The sequence below is a fragment of the Paraflavitalea sp. CAU 1676 genome (assembly GCF_029223285.1).
Taxonomy (GTDB): Bacteria; Bacteroidota; Bacteroidia; order Chitinophagales; family Chitinophagaceae; genus Paraflavitalea.
This window is the reverse complement of the sequence record NZ_JARHUJ010000004.1, coordinates 238,637-260,626: the sequence shown is the minus strand read 5'-3', so window position 1 is coordinate 260,626 and position 21,990 is coordinate 238,637. Positions and strand designations below refer to the sequence as shown.

The 21,990-nt window shown below is 51.3% G+C and carries 12 protein-coding genes; 3 read left to right on the top strand and 9 right to left on the bottom strand.

The window, feature by feature from the left end:
- Nucleotides 1-49: 49 nt before the first annotated feature.
- The 6 genes from P2H89_RS14030 to P2H89_RS14005 form a co-directional block, all read right to left on the bottom strand.
- Nucleotides 50-5,056, bottom strand: coding sequence for a pectinesterase family protein (locus P2H89_RS14030; RefSeq protein ID WP_275827789.1), 5,007 nt, complete (start codon nt 5,054-5,056; stop codon nt 50-52).
- Between the two features lie 61 nt (nt 5,057-5,117).
- Nucleotides 5,118-5,885 carry a rhamnogalacturonan acetylesterase gene (locus tag P2H89_RS14025; RefSeq protein ID WP_275827788.1) on the bottom strand — a complete coding sequence of 256 codons (768 nt, stop codon included), beginning with the start codon at nt 5,883-5,885 and terminating at the stop codon, nt 5,118-5,120.
- Nucleotides 5,869-7,281, bottom strand: coding sequence for a pectate lyase (locus P2H89_RS14020; RefSeq protein WP_275827786.1), 1,413 nt, complete (start codon nt 7,279-7,281; stop codon nt 5,869-5,871). The genes P2H89_RS14025 and P2H89_RS14020 overlap by 17 nt, the downstream gene beginning before the upstream one ends.
- Before the next feature lie 14 nt (nt 7,282-7,295).
- On the bottom strand, nt 7,296-8,945 hold the full coding sequence (locus tag P2H89_RS14015; protein WP_275827784.1) for a DUF4957 domain-containing protein: 1,650 nt from the start codon (nt 8,943-8,945) through the stop codon (nt 7,296-7,298).
- 13 nt (nt 8,946-8,958) lie between these two features.
- On the bottom strand, nt 8,959-10,794 hold the full coding sequence (locus P2H89_RS14010; RefSeq protein ID WP_275827783.1) for a RagB/SusD family nutrient uptake outer membrane protein: 1,836 nt from the start codon (nt 10,792-10,794) through the stop codon (nt 8,959-8,961).
- 32 nt (nt 10,795-10,826) lie between these two features.
- Nucleotides 10,827-14,057 (bottom strand): TonB-dependent receptor, encoded by a 3,231-nt coding sequence (locus P2H89_RS14005; protein ID WP_275827781.1) that lies wholly within the window; start codon nt 14,055-14,057, stop codon nt 10,827-10,829.
- A gap of 385 nt (nt 14,058-14,442) precedes the next feature.
- On the opposite strand from P2H89_RS14005, the gene P2H89_RS14000 reads away from it, so the two are divergent.
- From P2H89_RS14000 to P2H89_RS13990, 3 genes are all read left to right on the top strand, one after another.
- Complete coding sequence (locus tag P2H89_RS14000; protein WP_275827779.1) at nt 14,443-15,477, top strand: LacI family DNA-binding transcriptional regulator; 1,035 nt, start codon at nt 14,443-14,445, stop codon at nt 15,475-15,477.
- 110 nt (nt 15,478-15,587) lie between these two features.
- On the top strand, nt 15,588-16,190 hold the full coding sequence (locus P2H89_RS13995) for a DUF5034 domain-containing protein (RefSeq protein ID WP_275827777.1): 603 nt from the start codon (nt 15,588-15,590) through the stop codon (nt 16,188-16,190).
- The gene (locus P2H89_RS13990; protein WP_275827775.1) at nt 16,190-16,972 is read left to right on the top strand and encodes a hypothetical protein; all 783 of its coding nucleotides are present in this window, start codon (nt 16,190-16,192) and stop codon (nt 16,970-16,972) included. Before P2H89_RS13995 ends, P2H89_RS13990 begins: the two co-directional genes overlap by 1 nt.
- Nucleotides 16,973-16,983: 11 nt before the next feature.
- Here the strand turns inward: P2H89_RS13990 and P2H89_RS13985 are convergent, their stop codons facing one another.
- From P2H89_RS13985 to P2H89_RS13975, 3 genes are all read right to left on the bottom strand, one after another.
- Nucleotides 16,984-18,741, bottom strand: coding sequence for a glycoside hydrolase family 9 protein (locus tag P2H89_RS13985; RefSeq protein WP_275827773.1), 1,758 nt, complete (start codon nt 18,739-18,741; stop codon nt 16,984-16,986).
- An 11-nt stretch (nt 18,742-18,752) separates the two neighbouring features.
- Entirely contained in the window at nt 18,753-20,675 is a 1,923-nt protein-coding gene (locus P2H89_RS13980; RefSeq protein ID WP_275827771.1) for a T9SS type A sorting domain-containing protein, read from the bottom strand.
- Between the two features lie 85 nt (nt 20,676-20,760).
- Nucleotides 20,761-21,969 (bottom strand): glycan-binding surface protein, encoded by a 1,209-nt coding sequence (locus P2H89_RS13975; RefSeq protein ID WP_275827769.1) that lies wholly within the window; start codon nt 21,967-21,969, stop codon nt 20,761-20,763.
- Between the last annotated feature and the right edge of the window lie 21 nt (nt 21,970-21,990).

Below are 21,990 nucleotides of genomic sequence, written 5' to 3'. Positions count from 1 at the left end.
GCAAAGTACGTTTTTAAAGCTGTGCAGCTATCCCGTACTATCCCACCGATTATAGTTTGATGAACTTCATGGTCGACAATTCGTTTTGCACCCGGTGTTCTATATAATATACGCCGGCAGGCAGTGCGCTGATATTGATCGTGGTACTGTTGGCCGATGTGCGTGTATAATAGTTACCCATTGGGCGGCCATTCGTGTTATAGATGTACAATTTGCCGATGGTATAACGCCTGGGGTGGTAAACAACCAGCCAGTCGTGCGCAGGATTGGGAGTGATGCTGAAAGCCGGCATGGTATTGCCGGAAAGCAATACCGGCACCTCAGCATGGCCACTGCTGGCTATGATGACAGCTCCGTCGTGAGGACCTGTAACGCTGGCATGCAAGCGCACCTGGATATCCCTGGCGGTCACGGCACCGGAGGCAGGCGTAAATTCGAGGGTTTTGTCTTTGCCGGCCCAGGTTACCCCATCCACCGATATTTCATAATGTACAGGTGCCGCAATGGAGAGTTTGCCGATGAGGTTTTGACCTGCAAGGGTGATCGTTTGCGGGGCCGATGGCGCTCCCAATGTTTGAGAGAACCCAACGATACTGCCGCTCTGCGTTATAGCAGGAGCACCCACCGTGGTGCCCGTTATGGCTACGGTTACAGGGAGTGCGCCGGTACTGCTATGCACCAGGTTGCCCGTATAACTGGCTGCCGATACAGCATTGAGCCTCACCGAAACAGTTGCATTCACAGCTCCGTTAACGGGCGCGATGACCAGCGGCGTTGTACTATTGAACCAATTGGTCGTATTGGCAGATACTTCGTAACCTGTGGTGGGTGTGATCCTGATATCCCCGGTGAGGCTGGTTCCTTTGAGGGTATAGGTTTGCGCTGCGGAAGGCGTGCCGTGGGTTTGGGCAAAAGCGGTCAGCGAGCCGGTAGCGGCCAGGGTTGAATAGTAATTGGAAACAATGAAGTTGTTGAACTCGGTGATCCCTGCTGCGGTTGCATACACAGGATCGGCCTCGGTGCCTGCGCCGGCAAGTGTTGCCGCTGTTTGCTTCCAGGTTGCTCCATTATATCGCAAGGCATATACAGGCTTCGTTGCATCGAATGCGGTGGGTTGTGTACTGGTGAGCCACCCAAGGCGAAGTTCAACGATGGAACCACCGGGCGTTTCTTCGGTAATATTCCATTGAGTGCCGAGTGTATGAAGGGGAGCCGGGGGCGCCTGATCAATTGAAGCTTTCACCCGCACGGTGAAATTATCCGCCGTGCCGGTATTGGCGATGCTCACCGGGTTGGGTGTACCAGCTGCAGTGCCCAGCGGAAATACCACCGGTGTGGCAGCTACTGCGCGCCGGAGCGCTCCGCTGCCTTCGGTGATAAAATAATTCGTGCCGAGATTGAAGTTGGTGGTTTTCGTTGCATCCACCATTCCACCGTTGGCAATGGATAGTTCCACTTTTCCGTTTGCAGCCCCGGGTGCACTATTGACGGTATTAAAGCCCGTACCCAATTTCAACAGGCCGGTGCTTCCAACGCGAATGGCTACCAGCGAATTGGCGTTGGCAGAAAACGGAACGGCATGAGAGGTCGCCGTTGTGGCGCTGAGGTCGAGTGTGCCGTTGATGAGGTAGGTATACCTGCCACCTGGATTGGGCGTAGGGTTGGGCGTGGCATTGAAAGAGCCTGCAGCATTGGTGATGCGAATCGTTTTCCCGGCATTGATGATATAGGTAAAGTTTTCGCTCGTTGTATTGGCTGCATTGTTGTAATAAGCGGTGAAACCACCGCTGTTGTACGAAAGACTCATGTCCTGGTCGAATGTAACCGTTAGCGGATTGCTGTTGGGATACAGCGGACGCAGCCGGGTGATCTTCGTAACGCCCGATCCGGTGACCAAAACGCTGGCGCAGTTGGCCGTAAACTCCAGGATGATCAAGTCATCGGGACTGGCATCGCCACCCAGCAAGCCATCATTGCGAATAACGACTCCCGCCCCTGCGCCCGCACCTACGCGCAAGGCCTGTGGGGCCGGACTGCCGCCGTAAGCGCCATTGCCTTTCAATACGCCTCCCGCTTCGATGGTGAGGTTGTTGACATTCTTCAATCCGTCGAGTATCACCGTATGGCCTGCCCTGATTGTAACGTTCACGGCATTGGGAGCCGTGCCCAGCGGTTGCAGTTCCCATGTATCGGTAGCTGCCGTATATTTCTCCCACACCGACGCTGCATTGCTGCCATTGCCTGATGCTGCATTGGTCCAGTGGCCGGAGGCTGCCGAACGAAACTCGCCGTTCAGCGGCTTCAGGGTATTGACCGATACGATGTGACTTTTGTGCGACTCCATGCCGGCACGGGATGCCTGTACAAAGTAGTAATAAGTAACCCCTGTTTGCGGCAAAGCATCAGTGACACTGAATGCAACTACTGAATCTACGCCGCCCATTATTTCATTGATCTTACTGAACTGTATGCTATCGGTGCTGCGGTACAGGTCATACTTAACATCGGCAACAGGCCAGCTCAGGTTCCAGCTGAGGGTTGATTGCGAGGCGCCGCGCTGTACGCGCATATTCGACACGGCCAGCTGAACAGCCTGCGGTGAACAGATCCCGGCCAGTGTGGCGCAGGGATCCCAGCTGCCAAATATCGAGGACAAGGTATACGATGCAGCTTCGGCATCGGTTAGCTGTTTTGACCAGCTAACCCGTTGCCCGGTGCTTACCAGCGTACCATCCCATTTTTTTGTTTTGTATTCGGCATAGGTTATTACACTGGTATTGGTGTTGGCATCCCAGGCCGACCATCCTTCCCCACGTATGGACGCAGACATCACCGAATTGATGAATACTGTTTTGTTGTGTGCCCTGCTGGCATCGGTGCTGCTGGCATCGTTTTGCCAGGGACGGCCGAGTGTATAATTAGTGACGCCGCGGTTCTTCGTTAGGCGGCAGTCGCGGAACACATATCCATAGGCCTGCCCCTGCGGCGTGTTGGCGGCCGTTACATATCCACCTGAACCACCGTCAACCCGGTCGCGCGGGTGAATGACGCAGGAATCGAACACGGCGATGGCCGAACCGAATATGAAATCGGTATTGCCGTCGATGTAACAGTTCCTGAAGTATTGTCGTTTGCCGGTGCCGTTGGCCAATACCGTGTCCTGGCCTCCGATGAAGCGGCAGTTTTTGAACGCACAACGGTCGCCGCTCACGTTGATGGCCAGCGCCTGCGGTCCGTCGCCGGTATAGCCAGTGGCATTTTCGAAGGTAATATCGGCGGCCAGACAATCAGCCGCACTGATGGTGATGGTGGCGGATGTGCTGGTGCCGATCGTGGTGCCACCCACCACTTTTCCGCTGTAGTCGTCCCAGGTAACAATGGTATTGCCTACGCTTTCACCAATGAGGTGTATGAATGGTTTATTGGATGGGATATTGATCTTTTCTTTATAGATCCCATTCTTTATGTAAATGATGAAAGGGGTGGTACGGCCGGTGGGGGCTGCATCGATGGCCGCCTGCAGGCTGGTGTAGTGACCGCTGCCGTCTTTCGCTACCACCAGGTCAGCTTTGGCGGTGGCGGGTTCGATGGCGTTGAGGTATACTTCGAGATTGGTATAACCAACGGCGTTGACCGTTGCCCGGTCGGCAGCATCATTGGGGTTGAGCCCACGCGCCAATTCCCATACATTGGGCATGCCATCATGATCATCATCGGCCAGTGGTGTACCGGCCGCGAGATTGGGCCAGGCATTCACCGTTTGCGCATAGGGTGTGCCATGCGGAAAACCTCCCTGTACATCGATGACCCGGCCGGTTCGATTCTTCACATCATTGATGATGCGTTGATCGAGCGTATCTCTCTCGGGTAATAAGGCGCCTGCTTTTTGCAGCACCAGTTGGTATGCATCTGTCGCAGAATGCATGTTGAGCGGTGCGATATCGAATGGCTGCAATACTTTGGATAGTCCTGTATCTGCCAGTGAGCTGCCCGACATAGCGATGCCCTTCCAATTATTGCTGGTGATGTCGGTAGAACCATCCACATAGTTGCCACTGAGGTAAACTTTCGGATAAGGCAGGTCGGATTTGGAGGGGTTCATGATCATGTACCGGATGGGAATGCCGGCCGAATTGCCGGTTGAGGTGGAGGGGCCGTATTTGTAGTAATTATTCACCACGTTGTAATTGCCGCCATCACCGCCATTGGTGCTATACGATATCCAGTTATAGATCACGTTATTGCGGAAATCGGCATTCTCAGTTCCCGCGGTTGCAGGCGCATAGGTACTGCTGCCTGCAAAGCGTGGCGCCCTTCCTTTTACATGGGCAATGAGGTTGTGGTGAAACGAACCTCTTTTTGACCCCCAGATACCACCGTATCCGTGCTCCTGGTAATCTGTACCGCCGGCCTCGAAATGGTAGGAGTAGTTTAGTGGTTCCGAAACAATGCTCCATTGGATGGTTACACTATCGCCTCTGTATATGGTGAGGCATTCGTCGGAACTCCAGCTGATGGAGCAATGATCGATGATGATGTTCTTATTGCCGAGGTTACCGAGCACATCATCGCCGCCACTGCCGTCGACCTTTCCTTTATCCTGGTAGCGATCGCCCATCCTGATGCGCACGTAGCGAAGGATCACATTATCGCCGCTGATGACGACGGGATGGTCGGCGATGCAGATGCCGCCTCCGGGGGCTGTTTGTCCGGCAATGGTGGTATTGCTGCGGATATTGAGCTTAGCTGTAAGGTGAATGGTACCAGCCACGCGAAACACGATGGTACGATGGGGATAGGTAGTCTGTGATGCTGATACGGCATATCGAAGGGTGCCGGGTGTATTGTCGTCGCCCAGGCTGGTTACTTCAAATACCTGTGTGGGTTGTGTTGCAGTGCCGCGACCACCTGTGGCAAAGCGGCCGGCGCCTTCCGCACCCGGAAAAGCAATGGTTTGCGCGGTTGTCAATTGCCAGCTGCCGAGCAACCACAGCAAAACAACCAGTTTGGACAATAGGATTGAGTGATACCTTGTAAGGGTATAAGTTCTATTCATAGCAGTCGTTTGATTGGCGGTTACGGGGGTATGATCACCATGCAGGCACAACAGGCCTTGTTTATTTAACCGGGGGCTTCACGATCCTATCAGCCAGTTCAAGTTGCAGGTTTCTCACTTCTTCCAGTACCAGCTGCGCCATTAGCCTCGCACCCAGTTCATTGAAATGTGTATTATCGTCTTTGCCTTGCGGATAGTTGGGATGCTCACCAGGCTTCAGTTGCAGGAATAGCAGCTTCGAGTGCTCAACACCCATAGACTGCAGCAGGGCCTGACTTTTTTTATCGAGGTCGATCAGTGGCACATTCAGCTCCCTGGCCGTTGTGCGAACAATGCCGGAATAAAGTTCGTGCGTACTTTCGATACGTCCCGCACTATCAAACTTGCGGCGGGCAACCGGCGTGATCAATACCGGTATGGCCTTTTTGCTGCGGGCATCCTCCACATATTGGGTCAGGTTTTTCTTAAACTCCTCTTCGGTCGTATAACTGGCTTTTGTTTTTACCTCATCGTTGTGGCCAAACTGCACCAGCACATAATCGCCTTCCTGCAGGTTATCGACCACGGGTTTCCAACGACCTTCTGCCATAAAGGTGCGGGTGCTGCGTCCGTTCTGCGCGCGGTTGTCGACAGTAACGGTAGAATCGAAGAAATATACGAAGGGTACCCCCCAGCCCGTCTCGGGATAAGCCTTTACCTGTTTGATGGACATGGTGGAGTCGCCTATCAGGTAAACGGTGATCTTTTTACGCAGTGGCATCGAGAATGCCATCAGTAAGAACGCATATACAGCGAGGCTACGTACGGATATCTTATTGTGCCAGTTCATGCAGGTATATTTCGATATTGGTGTATCCTTTGTTCAATGTATAGGCGCTTGCATCGCGTGCATCGGCCGCATTGAGTTGGTGCTTCTTCTCCCAGGCATCGGGCATTCCATCCTGATCGCTATCGACCAGTGCAGCGGTTGCCTGCAATGCCGGCCAGGCGGTGACCGTTAGCTCGTAGGCGGTGCCGTGGGGAAAGCCCCCCTGCACGTCGACAAATCCCCCGGTCCTGTTCTGCACATCGCGGATAATTCGTTGATCCATGATATCGCGTTTAGGGCGTATAGCGCCTGCCTGCTGCAATACCAGTTCATAGGCTTTTTCAGCAGTTTGTGTATTCACTGGCACTATAGCAATTGGCTGATCGAGCTTTGCCTGTCCTTCGTCGTCTTTACCGCCATTACCTACTTTTACGCCCAACCAATTGTTGGTTGTAATCGCTGTAGAACCATCTACATAATTACCTTCAACATAAAACTTACCATACGGTATATCGGTTCGATTGAAAGGATTCAGGAACTGAAAACGCACTTTGCTGCCGGTAGAGGGGCCATACTTGTAGTAGTTGTTCACGATATTGTAGCGGCCACCTTCACCGGCGTGTGTATTGTTATGGCCCCAGTTGTAAATGACGTTGTTGCGATAGTCCACATTTTCCTCGGGAGCGTTGCGTATTCCATCAAAGCGGGGGGTACGGCTATTACAATGCGCAATCAGGTTGTGGTGGGCCGATAAGTGCCTGCCGCCCCAGATACCGCCATAACCGTGGCGCTCGTAGTCTTTGTCGCCTGTTTCGAAATGATAACTGTAATTGAGCGGTTCGGCAATGAGGTTCCATTGCAGCGTAGAGCTGTCGCCGGCATAGATCGACATCACTTCATCGGTACTCCAGCTGAGGCTGCAATGATCGATGAGGAGGTGCTTTCTTTTGGTACCACCAAGCGCATCATCGGCACCATTGCCGTCTACCATGCCGCCCTTTTGGTATTTATCGCCCATCCTGAACCGGAGGAAGCGGATAATGATATTGTCGCCCCCGAAATTGACTGGTTGATCGGCGAGGCAGATGCCATCTCCGGGAGCCGATTGGCCGGCTATCGTTACATTACCGGCTATGGTGAGGCGTGTGTTGAGGTGGATGGTTCCGGATACGGCAAATACGATGATGCGCGATGCTTTGGCCGAGGCAGCTTCGCGGAAACTGCCAGGGCCTGCATCGTTGAGATTATTGACAATAAAGACTTTTCCTCCCCTGCCGCCGGTGGCATAGCGGCCAAAACCTTCTGCGCCGGGAAAAGCAACTTGCGGGTCATCGGGAGATGTCACTGGCTTTTGCTGCGCCGTACAGGAGATCAGCGTTGTGGTTATCCATGCCAGGGTAAGGATCGTTCTTTTCATACGTTGCTATTATTTTATTGTGCCCAGCGCGGATCGCCGATGGGGCCGCCCGATGAGCTGCTGGTTCTTAATTCCGAGCCAGCGGGTAAACTGAAGTTCGTTGTGGTACCATCCCATCCAAGCCCCACTGTTTTATTGCTTGTCATGGTAAGGTTGGCCGGATAGGTCAATGCTGCCGGCGTAGCTGCTCCATTGGTGACGTTAAAGGTGTTGTTATTGGTAAACAGCAATACCGATGTGGCTGCTGAAGCTCTAATGGCTGCGTTACCAATCGTTTGGTCCTTCATGGGGGTATTGGCGATAATAGAATTCTGAATGGTAAGGTCAACCGGGTTTGCATTCGCATCAAAGATGGTATAGTTCCTCGAGGTGCCACCCGATCCGAAATTATTGATGGTGCATTGATCAACGAGGATCGTTGGCTTGGCGCCCGACAATGTTGCACTACAGTTGATGAAGGCCCGGCCCATGCTGTGAAATGTAGATTTTACCAATTCTAATTTCGTAAACTGTAATTTGTCCACCGTAAAGAACACATAGGTAGAACCAACCCCGCTATTAGAAGCTACGGTATTGCTCACCTTGATCAGGTTCACCTTATGATCGCCCGCATTGGCCCTGTTCCCCCTGAGAAAGCAGTTGGCCACCGTTTTCACGATACAGTTATCAACGACCAGGTCCGTGAATGTAGCAGCATCTGCATCCAGTGTAAGCCCTGTTAGATTCAGAAAATAAGCGGCAGAACCAGCCGAACCATCGAATTCAATTCCTTTAAGCGTTACACCTGCTCCAGTACCTTTTAACGTAATCTCTTTGAAATTGACTTTTGTTTTGGTTGGATCGCCGGATGTGGAAACAATGGAGATCGTCTTTTGCGAAATGACCAGGTTGGTATAAGTAGATGTAGCGTCGACACAGTTGTAGGAGCCCGGATCCAGACCGATGACATCACCGTTCGCGGCATTGGCCACTGCAGTAACCAAGTCGTCGCCGGGTTTCAATACGGTGGTGTAAAGGCTTGGCTCTTTGGTTGTGTAAGATTCCGTTCCGCGTAAAGCGGTTCCGCTGTAAATGGAGATGGTATATTTAGTTTTAGCTGTGAGACCTGCAACGATCTTGAATTGATTGGTAATATCAGTTCCGTCGAGCGGCACTTCCTTTACCAGGGAGTTGTCCGAAGCCAGTAACACCTTCAGACTTGTAAGAGCTGCTCCACTGTTGGTCCATTTTACTTTTACGGTCTTATCCGTCATATCCGCGTCGAGGGGTATAGTCAGCACAGAAGGGAATTTCGGCGTTTTAATAGCACCCAATGTCGACCACTTCGAGTTGTACACCGTATCTTCTGCATTGGCTTTTACCTGGAGCTGATAAAGCGTTTCAAAATCGAGGTTTTGGAACAGGTGCCCATTAGTATCTACCTGCGCCGATTGGAATACGGTCTTGAATGTATCCTTACTGATCTGAATGGTATAGGTTTTGGCGCCTTTAATGGACTGCCAGTTCACTTCAATCCAGTTGCCGCCCGACTCAAGATCGCCCTTTAATACCGGGCGGAATAACCTGACCTGTTCTTCAACTTCGTCCTTTTTGCAGGCCGCGAGGAATACCCCGGCACAGAAACAGGTAAGTATGATATATATGATTGAACGTTTGATTTGCATGGTAGTAGTTTTATTAGTATCCGTATCCGTCGTTTTTCAGTGTACCCTGGCTATTGGTAAGCACCGAGCCATGTAAAGGAAGAATGTAACGTACCGGCAATACGCCCGATTCATCCTTGTAGCCTCTCCATGTTCTGATAATAAAATCTGAAGGGCCACCTGGTGCCGTTGTATTGCGCAGGGAGCGGTTCCAGGCGAAGCGCAGGTAGCCAGTAGGATTATCACCCTTCGCCGGCACATCCACTACCGGCGGCGCAACAGCAGGCTTCCTGTATTTAGAATACCAGACAACGCCTTTGATATCTGTCTTTTTATAATAGAGATAATCAGGAAGGTTGGCATAGGTGCCCGGTCCAACGCCATAAGCGTCTGCTCCCATATCGGTCATGATCTTTTTGGCTTCTGCGATCTTCTGACCGTAGTTGTTCCAGCGAGCGAGGTCATACTTACGTAAGCACTCGCCGCCAAACTCCCAGGCACGTTCATCAACGATCGCCTCGAAGAAAGCATCTTTGCTGCTTTGGGCCGCGATATAGGCGTCCACCTTTTCTGCCCAGTTCTTACTGTCGAATGCACGGCGACGTACTTTGGCCAACGCCTCTTTTGCGGCAGCCGTAGGGCCATTGTTGATCTCATTTTCCGTTTCGGCCAGCATGAGCAATACATCGCTGTAGCGCATGAGCGGCCAGTTGATACCCGTTCCTTTGGCAGAGGCTGACCCCGGAGGTGTTTTCAACCACAGGCGGTTCCATTTGCCAGGTGCAATAGAGGTAGAAGCCGAAGGCAGCTCCTGGAGCGTTGCATCGAAATAGGTAATGGCACAGGTTACTTCCAGCCGCTTGTCGAGTGTATCGAACGAATAATAGTAGCTGGGGGGCAGGCTGAGGTAATTGGAACCGGAGCCATAAGCATGCGATCCGGCATCGACCTTTACGCCATTGCACCAACCCACATCACCAAAGCCCGGATGGAAGGCTACTTCGTACAACACATCATCATTAAGCGGTGTAACGCCCTGGCACTCGTTGTAAAAGATCTTCTTAAAATCGGGGTTGAGGTTATGCGGCTGTAGTTCAATCAGCTTCTTGCAGTACTCATTCGCAATCTTGTAATAGTTGAGGTAATCGGGCATTCGCTTCATCTTCATATCCGGATACAACCAATAACCGCCGCGCATCAGCGACAGCCGGGCAATCATGCCGATCACAAACTCACGGTTCATCCGCTCGATACCGAAGTCGAGGTCCTTAGCCCATTTCATGTTCGGCTCATATTTCCGGAGATCTTCTATCAGCGCTGTCAGTGCACTATCCCTGTTTGTGCGGGCCAAATAGAAGTTATCGCCCGACTTGGTAGGCTTGAACTTGAACGGCACATCGCCCCAATGGTTCATCAACAGGTAATACCAGTAGGCACGCAGCGCAGCTGCCTCGCCGGCCAGCTGCTTCATTTCGGACGACACTTTATAGATAGAACTATTGGTAATTCCTTCAACGGCATCGTTGGCCCGGTTAATGGCGCTATAGGCATTATTCCATACCGTGAGCAGGTCGGCATTGGCATCGGAAGCCTCGAACGACCAGATATCGCGCCGCGAGTTATCGGGCGATGCTCCTACTCCACCCACCTCAATATCGGAGTTACCGGTAAAATTGTTCGAAACGCGGGAAGTAAAAGCATCCTGATTGAACAAGGCGTAGGCCGCATTCACGGCCTTGCGGGCATCGGGCTCGCTGCCGAAAACATATTCTTCTTCAAAGACCGATTCATATTCTTTGTTGAGGAACTTCTTACAGGAACCTGCCACGAGGGGCAGTATTGCGAGACTATATATGGCAAGACGTTTCATACATTCAATTTTTTCTGTGTTGGAAATAACAGTTAGAAGGTGATGTTCAGACCAACCGTATACGAACGGCTTTTGGGATATCCCGAATAGTCCACCCCCGGCGTAAGGGCATTGTATCCCGTATTGCGGTTAGCGCTCACCTCGGGATCGTAACCCGTGTATTTCGTCCACAGGAACGCATTGTACACAGTTGCATACACACGGAAACGAGTCATCGCAACTTTCGAGATCAGACTCTTGGGCAATGAATAACCAATGGTGATATTATTGAGTCGCAGGAAGGAGCCATCTTCCACTGCCCAGGAATGGAACACCGGCGATGCCGTACCCATCGAAAAGGGCGACCAGATCTTCGCATCCTTGTTCAACTCTGCCAGCTTTTGCAGATCCGTAACGAGCACGCCATTGGCGTCGATGTATTTGTACCGATCATTTGAATTGACCGTATTGAGCATATTGCCATAAGTAGTACGATACAGCATGTTCAGACTGATCTTTCCGGTATTGTACACATCGTTGCCATACACAAAGTTGAAGAACACAGATGCGTCGAGTCCTTTATAGGTTGTGTTCAATCCAAAACCACCCTGAAATTTAGGCAGCGCCTGGCCGATGATCTGACGGTCTTTGTCGGGCGATATCACCCCGTCGCCGTTGAGGTCTTTCAGTTTCAGCACACCGGGGCGGATGCTGATACCACCCGATACTGCCGCAGCATTGGCGATCTTATCTTTCAAAGTATAAGAACCGTTGGCGGGATTATAGGATGCAAAGTCGTCGGAAGTGTAAAAGCCATCGGTCACATATCCATACATGAGCCCCACTGTTTGCCCTACTATCACGCGGAAATCGTCCTGCGCTTTCAGATCGGTGCTGGCCCAATTGGAGTTGACCGACATTTGAGTAGCGGCGCCCAATGCATCGATACGTGCAGTATTGGAACCGATATTAAAAGAACCAGTCAGGGTAAAATCTTTCTTATTGATCAGGTTCGCATTCAAGCCAAGTTCAATACCCTTGTTGGAGGTTTGGCCGATATTGACCCACTGGCTTGAAAAACCGGTGAGCTGTGGTATTGGTTCTTTGACGAGCAGGTCCTTGGTGGTATTCCAGTACACGTCCAGTGAACCTGTTACTGCATTACCGAAGAGGGTAAAATCGAGACCTGCATTACGGGTAACCGTTGTTTCCCAGCGGAGGGTTGGATTGGGCAATTCCGCAGCGGTGAACGTATAATAAGGATTGGCCACATCTCCGAAACCAATGGTGCGTACATCGGAGATCATGTAGGTTTCTTTAAAGTTATTGATGCCGATGCGGTTGTTACCAGCTTCTCCATAGCTAAGACGGAGCTTAAGGTCATTGACAAAATTCACGTCCTTCAGGAAATCCTCTTCGGATAAACGCCAGGCCACCGACACAGAAGGGAAGTAACCCCACTGGTTGCCCTGGGCAAATAAACTCGATCCATCTGCTCTGAAAGTGAGTGAAGCGAGGTATTTCCCTTTATAAGAATAATTGGCCCGGCCGAAGAAAGACATGAGTGAATTACCTACGAGATCATTCGACGAGAGTCGATCAACCGTTCCCAACGAAAAATTCGAGAACAGCTTTTCGGGCTGCAGGTTCTCGGCAAAATATTTGGCGCGCATGAATTTAACCATGCCCTTGGCATCGATCATCTCGTGGCCGCCCATCACCGTGAAGGTATGGTCGTTTCCAGTTTTGAAATTATAAGTAAGGGTGTTTGACCAGCGATAGCCGTCTTTGGAATTATCGGTGATCTCACCGAGCGGCAGGTTACCACCCACGTTCCTCGACTCGCCCGTAAGTGGTCCGTAATACCGACGCACTTCTTCCTGCATGCGATCGATGTTGAAGTCGGTACGGAATGAAAGACCTTTCATGATCTGCCAGGTCAATGCGGCGCTGAGGTTAAGGGTATTGGCGATCCTTCTGCGGTAATCCTGTTCGGCCACCTTTGGAGGAGCAATCAAACTTTTCAGGAATTGTTCGTAATCATCACCCTGGTCTGCAGAAATTTCATCTGGTACAATTTGATCGGCCAGACCGTTTACCGGCCGTGTAGTGATGGCATCATTGATACGAACGCTTGCACCGGCTGCGGTACCGGCTCCCATGGTAGTTGCCTTGCTGTAACGCACGCCAGCGTCTAACTTAATCGATTTGGATATCTCCTGATTAAGTTTAAAGCTCAGGTAATTTCTTTCGTAAGAAGAACCGGTCATCAGTCCTTCATCTTTATTATTGGTAAAGCTGAGGTTGATCTTGGTTTTGTCGGTGCCACCAGCTACACTGATATTGTGCTGGGTGGAAACAGGCGGGTCGCCGAACAATTCTTCCTGCCAGTCGGTTCCCTTTTGAGCTTTATATAATTCGAGGTCACCAAACACGCCGAAAAATTTAGAGAAGTTATCTACATCGCTCTGACTTCTCAGACGGGCATATTCATATTGTGCCAGCACAAATTCGTAGGGCGATAATACTTTCAGCTTACGGGGAAAAGCACGCGCCTGTGCGAAGCCATTATAAGAGACCACAGCCTTGCCCGCTTTTGCCCGTTTGGTGGTTACGATGATAACGCCATTGGCGCCACGTGATCCATAAATGGCAGAAGCCGATGCATCTTTCAACACGTCGAAGCTCTCGATATCGGTGGTGGCGATGTCATTGATATTATCAACGGGAAAACCATCTACGATGAAAAGCGGGGAGTTGTCCTGCGTTACCGATCCACCCCCACGCACGCGGATCACCACTTCGGCACCCGGAGCACCGTCGGTAGACGTAACCATAACACCGGGGATACGCCCTGTAAGCGCTTCGGCAGCATTCGCAACGGGTATTGTCTCCAATACTTTGCCGGGTAAAGAACTGATAGCACCGGTAAGATCCTTACGCCGCGAGGTGCCATAACCGATCACCACCACATCATCGAGTGTGCTCTGGCTCTTCTTTAAGCGGATGGTAAGATTGGCTGCATTGGCCGCGTTCACCGTTTGGGAGGTATAGCTCAGTGAAGTGACGGTGATTTGAGGCTTTTTGGTCGTGGCGGGAACAGAAAGGGAGAATTTTCCGTCGGCCCCGGTTTGCGTACCATTGGTGGTGCCCTCCAGGATAACCGATACACCCGGCAACGGAAGGCCGGTACTGTCGTCCAGCACCGTTCCCTTTACAGTCGTTTGGGCAATCAGTCCTTTTGATGCGGCAAATAACACCAATAGCATCAATAGTCTTTTCATACAGCAGTTTTTAAAGTAAATAGTTCGGGAATGAGGATTTATGATCGTTAGAATCAGCGAAACAGGTCTATATCTGTTTAATTATTTCATTTTCTTATATCAGGAGTATCGGGCGGATGGAGAGGTAGGCACGCAGTGGTCCGTCCACTATGAGAAAGGATTATTCCATACATAGCAAGCAATTTTTTCGTTAGCAAATAGCACAACAATTCTATACCCTTTTTCAGGAATGCGGAAGTCTTTGAATTGTTTTATTTACGCAATCGTTCCCGGCAACGATGGCGTTGTGTCAAAATGACAAGTGAATGTTTTACAGGGCTCTGCGGGAAAAACTGTATCTTAGTGACCGACCAGAAAACGACCTCAACTAAATCACGGCAGGCATATGAAATTTGAAGCAGTTACTATCAAGGATATTGCTAAAGCACTCGGAATATCTACTTCAACTGTTTCAAGAGCACTGCGCGACAGCTACGAGATCAGCCCCGAAACCAAACAGCTGGTGCTGGATTGTGCCGAGAAGCTGAACTACCGGCCTAATCCCATCGCACTCAGCCTGAAAGAGAAACGCAGCCGCTCCATCGGCGTGGTGGTTTGCGAGATAGCCAACAACTTTTTCTCCCAGATCATCAACGGCATCGAATCTATTTCTTACGATCGCGGCTATAACGTGATCATTTCGCAAAGCCATGAATCGTACGAACGGGAGGTGATGGACCTGCGCTACCTCGCGTCACGCTCGGTAGACGGCCTGCTCATCTCCGTTTCGACCGAAACCAACGATATCAGCCACCTCAAAGCCCTGCACGAAAAAGGGCTGCCCATCGTTTTCTTCGACCGCATCACCGAAGAGATCAATACCCACAGCGTGATCGTCGATAATTTTAAAGGCGCTTACGAAGCCACCGAACACCTGGTGCAGAATGGCTACCGGCGGATCGCCGCCATTGCCAACTCCGAATTCCTCTCGATCACTTCCGAAAGACTGGCCGGTTACCGCCAGGCGCTCGCCGCCAATGGCATCCAGGCAGACGACTCGCTGGTGAAGCATTGCTTTTACGGCGGCATGATCTTTTCGGAGATCGAAGAAGCCGTTAACCGCCTGTTCACCCTCAAGCAAAAGCCCGACGCCATCGTTACCATGAGCGATAAGCTCACCAGCGGTTGCCTGAAGACCCTGAAAAGGCGTGGCCTCCGGGTGCCCGAAGACATAGCCCTGGTAGGATTCTCCAACTCCGATATTGCAGAACTGATCAGTCCGCCCCTGACGGTAATTCGCCAACCCGCTTACGAGATAGGCCGGGATGCTACCGAACTCCTGTTGCAATTGATCGAAAGCAAGCGCCCCATCAAGCAATTCGAGAAAAGAACACTCACCCCCGAGTTACAGATCCGCGAATCGTCGCTGCGGCGGAAGTAATACACCTTATCCCTGCAAGCCGCAGGCAGAAAAATTGGTCTGCAAAGCAACATTGTGTACAATAGGGTGGTCAACTGATCAGTTACCGATACGTGACCAACCCGACCAACATGAAAAAAGTCATTTTTCTCCTGCTTCTTCCCCTGATCGCAGAAGTGGTAGTATCCTGCTGCAACTGCGTTGAGCCAGTTATTCAACGATATACCAATAAAACCATATCCGTATTCAACCTCAACAACAGTGGCGCCGAACCACAGGTAACGACTGCCGACACGGTAGCGAAACGCGCATTCGGTATCCGCGTTCAGCTCGAGCGCGAAAAAATGGCCTGCCTGCAGAAAAGCCGCTCCCTGTTTATTCAATCGGCCTATGCTTTCGGCTGCCGATGCCCGCCACCAACGCAATACCGCCCCAAAGATTCCATCGAAGCCATCCGTATCTTAACACTCAATGATTTTGACAATACGCATCTGGCCGGGGCCGATGTGTCGACTTATTTCAAAGTGTATAAGCCTTACTACTTCCTCACCATCGGCGACTATGTAAAGAATACCTCTCCCACGTTGTTTACTGACGAGGAACTGAAACCGGCGATCGACTTGCTGCTCATGGCGCCACCTGCCGGTGGGGCTGAACACAGGTTCCGCGTACAGATCAGGCTTTCCGACGGACGGATCCTGGAAAGCGATACCTCACCCATAAAACTGCTCTAATGCATAGGTCCTTCTTCCTGCTGTTGATCGCGGTACTTCCATCACTCCTGCTGCCAGCGCAGTCGGAGAAACGATTCAGGTGGCAATGGCAGGCTAAACCGGCCATTGGCATCAATATCCCCATTACTTCCTTATTCAAAAATGAGATCACCGACTATCAGTTACAGTACGATGAACAATCACTCTCCTGGCAGGTCGTATCATTTGGTGTGTTCTGGAACAAACACTGGGGCGTTGAGTTCACCTACCAGCTCAATACTTCGAAGCAAGTGCGCAAACAAAGCGACCGGTTTCAGCAAGCCCTTGAGCAGCAATACAGTGACAAATACTACGTGAGTCCGCGCCCTGCTTATAGCAACTATGCAGCCGACGCATTGGGCAATCATCTCGAACGCGGCATGCTGGGCGTCGTGTACCGCATGGAGCAGGGTCGGTTCTACCTGCAGCCTAAACTATCAATCGGGATCACCTCTTTTTATGTAAACTCAGAGCTTCACTACCTGAAGGAAAAGGAAACTAATAATGTGATCATGATCTATTATGATGGAGGATCGACCTCGAAGAACCAACTACTGCTTGCTGCTGCTACCGGTATGGGTTGTAGGCTCAACAAATGGGCCGCAGTGAACCTCGACCTGCAGGCATCCTGGTCCAGGAGCAATTTCAACATCCATAAGACCATGACCGATCAAAACACCGGGGCCGGCTCCGGCGAAACGATCACTTATAAGAAAGACCTACTCGCCTTTACCCCTTTGATCGGTATGCTGATCAGCTTTTGATCAATGGCCTCTTAGTAGCCAACCCGCTTATAGAGCGCTTCGATGGCAGCCGCCAGGTATACTGCCGGTGCATTCCAGTTGATGGCAATCTCATTGCTGGCGTAAGAACAATCCTGATCAGTAAAACTGGTTTCCGGTTCAGCATACTCATATTTGCAGCGATCCTGTTGCCCGGGATTGGGTCCACCCGATAATAAGCCAGGTACAGGATCAACAATGCCATCTGCCACCGAGGGCCGGTGATGGGGCTTCATGACACGCTGGGTGCCAATACCTGTAACAAAAGAATAGCCGGTGGCATTTCGACCCAGCAGGTAATCGAGATTAGTAAGGGCCGCCTCGAAATAGCGACGATCTTTGCTCAACAGCCAGGCGTTGATCAACAGTATGCCCTGGTTGGCCGCTACGGCACTACTGCCCCACACAAAATCGGTTCTATACCTGCCCATCACCGTATGGAATGCATTGTTATTAATGGCATCTACGAATCCATCGGCATAGCGTAATAGTTTTTCTTTGAGTGCAGTTGCGGATGCAGGATATTTCGCTGCGTAGCGCCGTCCGCTTCTTAACAAGGAATAATGGCCAAGCATACGCACGGTGGCCCAGGAGGGTATCGACATATCCTGTTGATCGGCTTTGCCGATCAGTGATGCGTATTGATCATCGCCGGTAGTGATCCACAACTCGGCAGCTGCCCAGTACCATTCGTCGGAAAAGTTTCTATCGCCATAACCACCGGTGCTGATGACCGGTTTAAATTCACGGTTTATTTTGTCCTGGTCGTATACCAGCGCCGGGTTGGCAGCAGCCCATTGCCAGGCTGCTTTTGCAGCCAGCAGACAGGAGTCGGACAGACCAGGTAATTGCTTATTGAACCTTTTCAGGATACGGGATGCCTGCGCCATCACGGCAGCGAAATCGAGCGTAGCGGCTGTTCCCTTCTGTACCACATACCGCGGCGCCTTCGTAACACCCGGCATTACCATGCCGTCGAATGCGGCATTGGTGCATTTGTTGTACACGCCTCCATCAGCAGGATCCTGCATGGTGAGCATCCAACGCAGGTTGACCAGTACTTCATCGAGCACATCGGGTATCCTGTTCCTGCTTTCGGGAATATGCGTGCGCAACGTATCGAAGTAAGTAGCAAAATCTTCATAGGCCGATAGCAGGGTACCCATCGTAATACCACTGTTCACGATATACTTGTTGTAATCGCCCGCATCGTACCAGCCGCCCGGCGAAGAGATGACAGTACCGGCAGGGCGTTGCGTACTCACCGCAGAGGGATGTATCAGTACTACATTATCGGGATGGCCGGCAGGCCGATGCCAGCTACCTGCATAGGTAGCTTCAAGCGCTGTTGATACGCGCTGATAATAATATCCTTTCAATAAGGCCACCGCCGAGCTGTGGTGTACGGATGGTGCAATCCTAAAGGTATAAGAGCTTGTTGTGCCGGGCACCACGAGGCGATAGGTACCTGTTTTACGGATGGTACTGAAATCGGCCAGCTGCGTTTGCAAGGCTGAATTGGCCGACGTCTTCAGCTCGCCGAGTTGGCCTTTGAAGACCGTATCCTTACCGCTACCGGATACAACACAAAAATCACGGGCCGCCTTGTTGACCACCAGCACCGCATACTTCGGAGCCTGTGGATAATAACCTTCCTGGTTGATGCGGATCGCATTTACAGGTTGCTGCGCCAGTAAGGTAGCTGCGTGTAAGAGGCAAATCAGTACGGCGTAACTTTCTATTGATCGCATGTGCACGCTGTTTATGGTACAAATATCTTCTTGGTGGTACTTCCTTTGGCCGTGACCACCTGCAAGCAATAGGTACCCGGCCTCAGGTATTGTTGCATAGGCCAAATTTGCCGCCCCCGCGCATTCGCTTCATATAACGACTGCCCTGCACTGTTCACAAGACGCAATCCGATCGACTCTACCGGTGTAAAGCCATTGAGGTGAAGTGTGAAGTTGCCATTGCGTGCGGGGTTGGGATACACTTTCACGAGCTTATCTTCCGGGTCGATATCCGCCATTCCGGTCACACTGCTTTTCTCGACCAGTACAAAGGTGGCCGAGCGGGCAGGGATACTGATCCGTACATCATTTTCACACAGGGCAGCGTTGGCCTTGAGGTCTACATAGTTTTCCGGACCACCGGCTACCCCCGCAGGGCCGGTACCATTGACCAATACCTTCCTCGAAAACTCTCCGTTGTCATTATCGCCCGTCAGGGTGTACCAATAGTACCGGGTACCGGGATTGAAGTTCTGAAAGTTCAGTTTTACCTGTTGTGCGCTGGTACCCTTGTTGACGATCACCACGCCTGCCTGGCCCGAACTAAACGTAGAGGCATAACTTACAATATCGTTGTGGCCGGTAACGGAGGAGGCCACCAGCTGATCGCCAAAATATTTTCTGAAATAATACATGTGGTAAAAGGATGGCCGCGGCGCCCATTTGGAAACGCCTGGCTCATCGCCTGCACTGAATGTGCCATGATCATTGCCGTTGTCCCACGCGTTCGAGAGGTCCCATCGTGAAGCCTGGCCGTATTTGTTTTTAATAAGTTCGCCAAGTGTAAGGGTCGCGTGCAACCCGCTGACATGCGATACCATTTGTTTGGACCCTACCGCAAAGATGTTCCATTCCGTAAGTGCAATGGGTTTCAACGCAACACCTGCCTGTTGCGTGGTGGTCCTCATCCAGTTCATCATACTCTGGGTTTCGGCCGCGGCGGTATTGAGTATGGTAGTAGCGGTGGAGTTTTCATTGAAAGGCGTGTAGTAGGAATGAACGATATAAAAGTCGGCCGCATTACCTGCCTTAGAAAAGTAAGTACTGTTCCAGTTACGTTCTACCGGGTTCCAGGAGGTAGCGGCATCCACCTGTATCAATTGTGCACCGATGTAGATGGTGGCACCTTTTTCCGTGGCCGCCTTGCGCATGGAGTCGATGAATACTTTTACATGTTCGCCGTAAAGCCCGCCATTGATGATCTCCGGCTGGCCGTCTTTATTCTTAGTAACATCAATCTTGTATCCGGCCTGCCAGGGGCCGGCGTCTTCATTGCCGATCTCCCAGTATTTGGTGCGACCATTGTCGTAACGCACCCAATCAGCTGCGAGGTGTGCAGCCTGCTTCACCGGATCGGTACCAGTACCATACCGGGCATAACTATAATTGACACACACAATGCCGGTACTGCCGGTTTGCTGCAGCATGCCATAATAGTTATCGAGCGAAAGCGTCCATCCGGCGGTGTTCTTTCCGTACCACCATCCTGCGATCACCTTTTTTCCGTCCGAATCGTAGAGCGAATCCGGTACATCGGCGGGCGGTGTATTGGGCAAGGCATTCCAGAAATACACGCTGCTGATATTTCCACCCGGCATGCGGATTACACCCGGCGAAAGGTTTTTGATATGGTCAATCAGTACCGGCTCGGTGACCATCTGCGACATGTAAGGATTGGCGTTGTTGCCAAATAAGTATTTTGACACCTTGTTGATGACATTGCCGGCATCGATAGTAATGCTAACGCCGGCCGTACCGGTTGGCTTGGCCACATTATTAAAGAGTGGCGCTGTGATAGTAACGGGTTGCCAATCGTTAAGAAAGAAACCAGCATCCTGCGCCATCGCAAAGCCGGAACAAAAGCAGCAGCAAAAAGCAAGAAGTTGTTGTTTCACCTGTTGAAGTTAAGGACTAAAAAGATGGCAGGTGGGGGCTCTCTATGCTCACCACCTGCCAATCCGGATAAGCGGTTCCGCCTTCCTATTGGAGTCTCACAATACGAATGTTGTCGATAGCCACTTCGAAATTCTCTACCCCTGTCGTTTCGGGATTCACCAGCATAAAATGGATGCTGCCCTGTACGTTGTCCTTCAGCAAAGTCTTCAGCGAAGAAGCTGAAGTGCCCGTACCATCAAGACTACCCGATTTGGTGCGGAATTCTGTAAGAGGAACTACCACAGTTTGCCATCCATCTGTTTTGAACGGGCCGGTCGAGCCATCGGCCTTTTTCCAGGGGGCAAAGTTTACCAGGTATCCCCAGTCATAATCTTTTACTATGTACAATCGGCCCAGCGCCCAATCAGTTTTCGCATTGATCTCGAACTTAAGCGCGAAATCGGTCAAAGGCCTGTTGATATCAGCCTGGGGCACCCACTGCCCTTTAAAGGTATTGATAGAGCGTGCACCATTCCACCAACCCATATCACCTCCACCAACACTGGCCGCTTTAATGAGCGTATACTTACCCTGGCCACCGGGATACAAGGCAGGATCGGTAGCGATCTCTCCACCCCACTCCATCTGATTCACATTATCGGCATTGTGGAGTACGCCGGTTGTAAAGTCGTTGAACAACAATATGGAGGTACCGGTGCCGTAGCGATTCACCACTTTTATGTTTCCTGATGCGGTAACTCCGGCCGGGACTGTAACGGACAGCAACGTACCAGCTGCATTGGATGTAAGGTTGGCGCTAACTTCTTTACCACCCGGGAAGATCACTTTATCGATATAAAAGAAATTATTCCCTACAATGGTTACGCGGGTACCTGCCACCGCATTTTCGTTCGACATCAGCAGGATGACTGGCGGGGGCGGCACAATGGGGAAATTGAATACCACCTCTCCATTGGCAGTTATCACCTTCACCGTATTGAGCTGCGCCTGATCGAGGCTGGCAAAAGGCATGTCGGCCGGGATAGTCACCACAATGTTATCATCGGCCAGCAGGGCTGAGTTAAACGGTGCCGGGTATCCATTGAAGAATATCTGCTTGGTAGAAGCGAATCCTGCACCCTGGATCACCACCGTTTGTCCGGGGCCTGCAGTGGTGAGTGTGCTGTCGTTGGGCGCCGGACTGATGGCCCGCAGGCGGGCGATGGATGGCTTGCTGTCTTTATCCTTATCACAGGCCACCAGGGCTGTAAGCAGCACCAGCAGTACGGTCAATAATCTTTTATGTTTACGCATGGTTGCGAATATTAGGTGTTA

Excerpts from the sequence above, each read along its gene's own strand:
- P2H89_RS14030 (WP_275827789.1), bottom strand. The coding sequence starts at position 5,056 with ATGAATAGAACTTATACCCTTACAAGGTATCACTCAATCCTATTGTCC.
- P2H89_RS14025 (WP_275827788.1), bottom strand. The coding sequence starts at position 5,885 with ATGAACTGGCACAATAAGATATCCGTACGTAGCCTCGCTGTATATGCG.
- P2H89_RS14020 (WP_275827786.1), bottom strand. The coding sequence starts at position 7,281 with ATGAAAAGAACGATCCTTACCCTGGCATGGATAACCACAACGCTGATC.
- P2H89_RS14015 (WP_275827784.1), bottom strand. The coding sequence starts at position 8,945 with ATGCAAATCAAACGTTCAATCATATATATCATACTTACCTGTTTCTGT.
- P2H89_RS14010 (WP_275827783.1), bottom strand. The coding sequence starts at position 10,794 with ATGAAACGTCTTGCCATATATAGTCTCGCAATACTGCCCCTCGTGGCA.
- P2H89_RS14005 (WP_275827781.1), bottom strand. The coding sequence starts at position 14,057 with ATGAAAAGACTATTGATGCTATTGGTGTTATTTGCCGCATCAAAAGGA.
- P2H89_RS14000 (WP_275827779.1), top strand. The coding sequence starts at position 14,443 with ATGAAATTTGAAGCAGTTACTATCAAGGATATTGCTAAAGCACTCGGA.
- P2H89_RS13995 (WP_275827777.1), top strand. The coding sequence starts at position 15,588 with ATGAAAAAAGTCATTTTTCTCCTGCTTCTTCCCCTGATCGCAGAAGTG.
- P2H89_RS13990 (WP_275827775.1), top strand. The coding sequence starts at position 16,190 with ATGCATAGGTCCTTCTTCCTGCTGTTGATCGCGGTACTTCCATCACTC.
- P2H89_RS13985 (WP_275827773.1), bottom strand. The coding sequence starts at position 18,741 with ATGCGATCAATAGAAAGTTACGCCGTACTGATTTGCCTCTTACACGCA.
- P2H89_RS13975 (WP_275827769.1), bottom strand. The coding sequence starts at position 21,969 with ATGCGTAAACATAAAAGATTATTGACCGTACTGCTGGTGCTGCTTACA.